The sequence below is a fragment of the Longicatena sp. genome, assembly GCF_982403165.1.
Genome location: NZ_CEVYEL010000097.1, coordinates 1 through 4,570, shown reverse-complemented (window position 1 = coordinate 4,570; position 4,570 = coordinate 1). Strand labels below are relative to the sequence as shown.

Sequence of the window (4,570 nt, the reverse complement as noted above, 5' to 3'; positions counted from 1 at the left end):
ACGCATGAAAGTAAGACCATCTGTCAAACCAATATGCGATAAGTGCCGCATTATCAAACGTAAAGGCCGTGTCATGGTCATTTGCGAAAACCCAAAACACAAACAAAGACAAGGAAACTAATGGAGGTGTAATGTAAAATGGCTCGTATTGCAGGTGTTGACTTACCACGCGACAAGCGCGTAGTAGTATCATTAACGTACATTTACGGAATCGGCCGCCCAACTGCGGAACAGATTCTGGCAAAAACGGGAATCAGCGAAGATATCCGTGTAAAAGATTTAACTGACGAACAGATTAATGCCATCCGTAACGAAGTGGATTCTATCAAAGTAGAAGGTGATTTGCGTCGTGAGGTTGCATTAAACATTAAGCGTCTGATGGAAATCGGATGCTACCGCGGAATCCGTCACCGTAAAGGTTTACCGGTTCGCGGACAGAGAACAAAAACAAATGCTCGTACGCGTAAAGGTCCAGTTCGTACAGTAGCAAACAAAAAGAAATAGGACGATAGGAGGAAATTAAAATGGCAAAAAACGTAAAAGCGGGCGCACGTAAACGTAAAGCACGCAAGAATATTGCTCGTGGATGTGCTCATATTCATTCAACTTTTAACAATACCATCGTTACTATTACTGACGAAAATGGAAACGCTGTAGCATGGTCCAGCGCTGGAGCACTGGGGTTCAAGGGTTCACGTAAATCCACTCCATTTGCTGCACAGATGGCTGGAGAAGCTGCAGGTAAAGCAGCAATAGAAAATGGTATGAAAACAGTATCAGTAAACGTTAAAGGTCCAGGACCTGGACGTGAAGCAGCTGTAAGAGCTTTACAGGTTGCGGGATTAGAAATTACAATGATCAACGATGTAACTCCTATTCCACACAACGGTTGTCGTCCACCTAAACGACCACGTGGTTAATCATAAGCTTAATTGAGGAGGTATACTATGCAAAAATTCGAACGTGCACATTTTGAAGTTAAAGAATACGATGAATCTAAACACTACGGTAAGTTTGTATTTGAACCTTTAGAGAGAGGTTTCGGAACAACTATTGGGAATGCACTAAGACGTGTTTTGCTCTCCTCTTTACCGGGAGCTGCCGTATTTTCAATTAAAGTTGACGGGGTTTACCACGAGTTTACATCTATTCCAGGAATCGTTGAGGATGTAACGACCATGATCCTGAATATCAAGACACTGGTCATGAAAATTCAGGATGATGAGATCTATACATTGCGTATTTCAAAACAAGGTCCTGGAGAAGTTACCGGTGCAGATATCTACTGTCCAGAAGGCGTAGAAGTGCTGAGCAAGGATTTGCACATCTGTACTCTGGAAGAAGGCGGAATGTTGGAAATGGAACTGCAGGCGCGTGTTGGCCGCGGATATGTAAATGCTGACACAAACAAACAGCTGTATCAGACTCCAAATCAGCCTTTAGGAATCATTTATACGGATTCTATCTATACACCAATTGAAAAGGTTTCTTACTCTGTAGATCCTACACGTGTTGGTCAGAATGCCAATTATGATAAAGTGACTTTGGAAGTATGGAGTGATTCCTCCATCAGTCCTGCGGAATCATTAGCATTATCAGCAAAGATTCTGATTGATCATTTGGAACTGCTGACAAACGTTGATGAAGCTGTCAATGATATGGAATCTGTCATGAAGGAAGCTCAGGGTGAAGTGCAGAACAAGGGTCTTGTCATGATGATCGAAGATCTCGATCTGTCTGTACGTTCTTACAACTGTTTGAAACGCGCTGGCATTCAGACCGTCGAAGAATTAACACAGCGTACAGAAGATGAAATGATGAGAGTACGTAACTTAGGTAAGAAATCACTCAAAGAAGTTAAAGATAAATTGTATGATTTAGGCTTAAACTTTAAATCATACGAATAATATTATTCGCAAAGGAGGCTAACAACCAATGTGGAATCGTAAATTAGGACGTAAAGCTGACCACCGTAAAGCTTTATTACGTAACATGGCTACATCAGTGATCGCTTATGGTCAGATTGAAACAACTGAAATGAAAGCAAAAGAACTGCGTTCTGTTGTTGATGAGCTGATTACTTTAGCAAAACGCGGTGATTTACATGCTCGCCGTCAGGCTGCTAAATTCGTTCGCGACGTTGTTGTAGACGAAAAAACAGGTCAGACAGCTTTACAAAAACTGTTCAACGAAATCGGACCTGCTTACAAAGATCGTAATGGTGGGTACACAAGAGTTGTGAAAACAAGAGTACGTCGTGGTGACGCTGCTCCTATGGCAATCATTGAACTCGTAAAATAAAAAAGCTAACGACATCATGGAGACATGGTGTCGTTTTCTTAAGCACTATTAAGTTGTTTCCCGCAAAAAACCATGATACAATTTGAGATGAAATGAATGAAAATGAAAGAAGGTACACAATGATCAAAAATAGTACGAACAAAAAGAAATTTTTTATAATGCTATTTGTGGCAGGGGTGCTCATTGGAATTATCCTTTTTGAGAAGTATCATAAGTCTTCATCAAAGATAAACTTTATTGAAAATGCTACAGAAGTGGAATATGGGAATACCACAATCACGAGTAAAGCCTTAGTAAAAAATACAGATGGCGTCATTGTTACCTATCCTAAATTAAATGTACATGCATGCGGGGAACAGGATCTTGTTTATGCGGTGGTCGCAGATGGAGAGAAAACAAACATTCATTTAAAGATAACTGTGAAGGATACACAAAAACCGGAAATCATTCTCAAAAAAGAACGTATAGCAATACCGTATAATGGTACATTTGATATCAAAGATAATATTATCAGTGTCAGCGATCCGGTTGATGGACCATTGCTTTATACTACAGCAACGGATTTACAAAATAATTATTATCGTATTGAAGGCAATGTGGATACAAAAAAATCTGGCGATCATAAAATACGCGTTATTGCGAAAGATAAAAGTGGAAATCGCAGTGTACGAACCTTTAAAGTTCATGTGGGTAAAAAACCAGTCAATCTTAATGATAAAGATAAGGATAAAAAGAAAACAGAGGATAAAAAGACAACAGCGAAAACTAATTGAGTGAGGTGAGATCATGGAACTAATTGAAGAGATGGAGGACTATGCGAAAACATACAATGTCCCAATCATGCAGCCGGAAGGAATTGCCTTTCTATGTGCGTTTATTCAGCAACACCATTTAACGAACATTCTTGAAATTGGCAGTGCTATTGGATATTCTGCTATTCGTATGGCTTTGTTGGATGAACAAATACACGTCGTGACGATTGAACGCGATAAGGAACGCTATCAAAAAGCGGTTGAAAACGTACGCAAAGCACATTTAGAAGAACGTATCACACTGCTTTATGGAGATGCTTTAGAAACCACCGTGGAAGGATCATTTGATATGTTGTTTATCGATGCTGCAAAGGCGCAATATATAAAGTTTTTTGAACGCTATGAGAAGAATCTTATAAAAGATGGTTATGTCATTACTGATAATCTTAAGTTCCATGGGTATGTCGAACATCAGGAACGGATTAAAAATCGGAATCTGCGACAGCTTGTCACCAAAATCAGTCGATTTGTTGAGTATTTAAAAAAGCGTGAGGATTATGATACGACATTTTATGATTTTGGAGATGGTGTAGGGATCAGCAGAAAAAAGTAGTTTCTATGTATTTTTTTCTTTGAAGTGTGATACAATAGAAACATGAAAGTGGTGATAAAATGAAAAAGATATTTCCAATTTTAGCTGTTTTAGGGAGCGCAGCAGCTCTTATTGCTTACAAAATGAAAAAAGAAGAAGAAAAACAAATTATTGATTTAGATCAGGGTTTGCTGTACGATGATGAGCCTGAAGATAATGAAGATGCAGCTGAAGAAGCACCGATCAGTGATCCACAACATTGTTGTGAAGAAGTGAATGAAGCATTTGAAGAGGCTCATGAAAGTCTGGATGAATTTGAAGATGTGCAAAGCACATCGGATGATGAAGCAAAAGAGGAAACACAAGAAGAGTATGATGAAATGTTTACGCATCTGACCAGAGCAGAAATGGCATTATTGAAAGAAGATACCGATGCACGAATGGAAGCACTGGAGCAAAAAGGGGATGTCCATGATCATGAACGCCCTGTACAGCATGTCGTAAAATTTCAAGATGAAGAGAGCATGAACCAGTTTAAAAGCGTTGTGATAAATCGTGGATATGTTATTACCAGAGGCAGTGAAGAATTTGAGTTGATCGTTCTTCATATCACACCGATGGATAAGGTAAAACTGATGTCCAATGTTTATTATCTGGCAGATGTTGCCACAGCTTATCAAGGTGTTTATAAAGGATGGCAGAGCAAGGCCGTATATTAAAAAGCTGATAAGCGTAAATGTATGAAAAAGTCTTAATCCTATTTATTAACAGAATAGGATTAAGACTTTTTTTCTGTATATTTTATAACTATGGAAGATGAATATGCATAATAAATGGTTTTATAGTTAAACTGTACGTTCCTATGGAATAATCGATTAGTATTCTTCTATACAATGACACTATGGAACCTTGATATATTTAGAAT

At 38.6% G+C, this 4,570-nt stretch carries 8 protein-coding genes; all 8 read left to right on the top strand.

Features of this window, described 5'->3' with window-relative positions; all coding sequences use genetic code 11:
- Nucleotides 1–4: 4 nt before the first annotated feature.
- The 8 genes from rpmJ to AC1VS3_RS12640 all read left to right on the top strand — a co-directional run bounded on the left by rpmJ (nucleotide 5) and on the right by AC1VS3_RS12640 (nucleotide 4,364).
- Entirely contained in the window at nucleotides 5–121 is a 117-nt protein-coding gene (gene rpmJ, locus AC1VS3_RS12675) for a 50S ribosomal protein L36 (RefSeq protein ID WP_008979808.1), read from the top strand.
- 17 nt (nucleotides 122–138) lie between these two features.
- Nucleotides 139–504, top strand: coding sequence for a 30S ribosomal protein S13 (gene rpsM / locus AC1VS3_RS12670; protein ID WP_008690071.1), 366 nt, complete (start codon nucleotides 139–141; stop codon nucleotides 502–504).
- A gap of 20 nt (nucleotides 505–524) precedes the next feature.
- Complete coding sequence (gene rpsK / locus AC1VS3_RS12665) at nucleotides 525–920, top strand: 30S ribosomal protein S11 (RefSeq protein WP_008690070.1); 396 nt, start codon at nucleotides 525–527, stop codon at nucleotides 918–920.
- Between the two features lie 27 nt (nucleotides 921–947).
- Nucleotides 948–1,907 carry a DNA-directed RNA polymerase subunit alpha gene (locus AC1VS3_RS12660; protein ID WP_008690069.1) on the top strand — a complete coding sequence of 320 codons (960 nt, stop codon included), beginning with the start codon at nucleotides 948–950 and terminating at the stop codon, nucleotides 1,905–1,907.
- A 28-nt stretch (nucleotides 1,908–1,935) separates the two neighbouring features.
- A complete protein-coding gene (gene rplQ, locus AC1VS3_RS12655; RefSeq protein ID WP_008690068.1) occupies nucleotides 1,936–2,301 on the top strand; it encodes a 50S ribosomal protein L17 in 366 nt (121 codons plus the stop codon).
- Nucleotides 2,302–2,420: 119 nt separating this feature from the next.
- Nucleotides 2,421–3,074 (top strand): hypothetical protein, encoded by a 654-nt coding sequence (locus AC1VS3_RS12650; protein ID WP_008690067.1) that lies wholly within the window; start codon nucleotides 2,421–2,423, stop codon nucleotides 3,072–3,074.
- A gap of 13 nt (nucleotides 3,075–3,087) precedes the next feature.
- A complete protein-coding gene (locus AC1VS3_RS12645) occupies nucleotides 3,088–3,666 on the top strand; it encodes an O-methyltransferase (RefSeq protein WP_008690066.1) in 579 nt (192 codons plus the stop codon).
- A gap of 59 nt (nucleotides 3,667–3,725) precedes the next feature.
- Nucleotides 3,726–4,364 carry a ribonuclease E inhibitor RraB gene (locus AC1VS3_RS12640; RefSeq protein ID WP_008690065.1) on the top strand — a complete coding sequence of 213 codons (639 nt, stop codon included), beginning with the start codon at nucleotides 3,726–3,728 and terminating at the stop codon, nucleotides 4,362–4,364.
- Nucleotides 4,365–4,570: the final 206 nt, after the last annotated feature.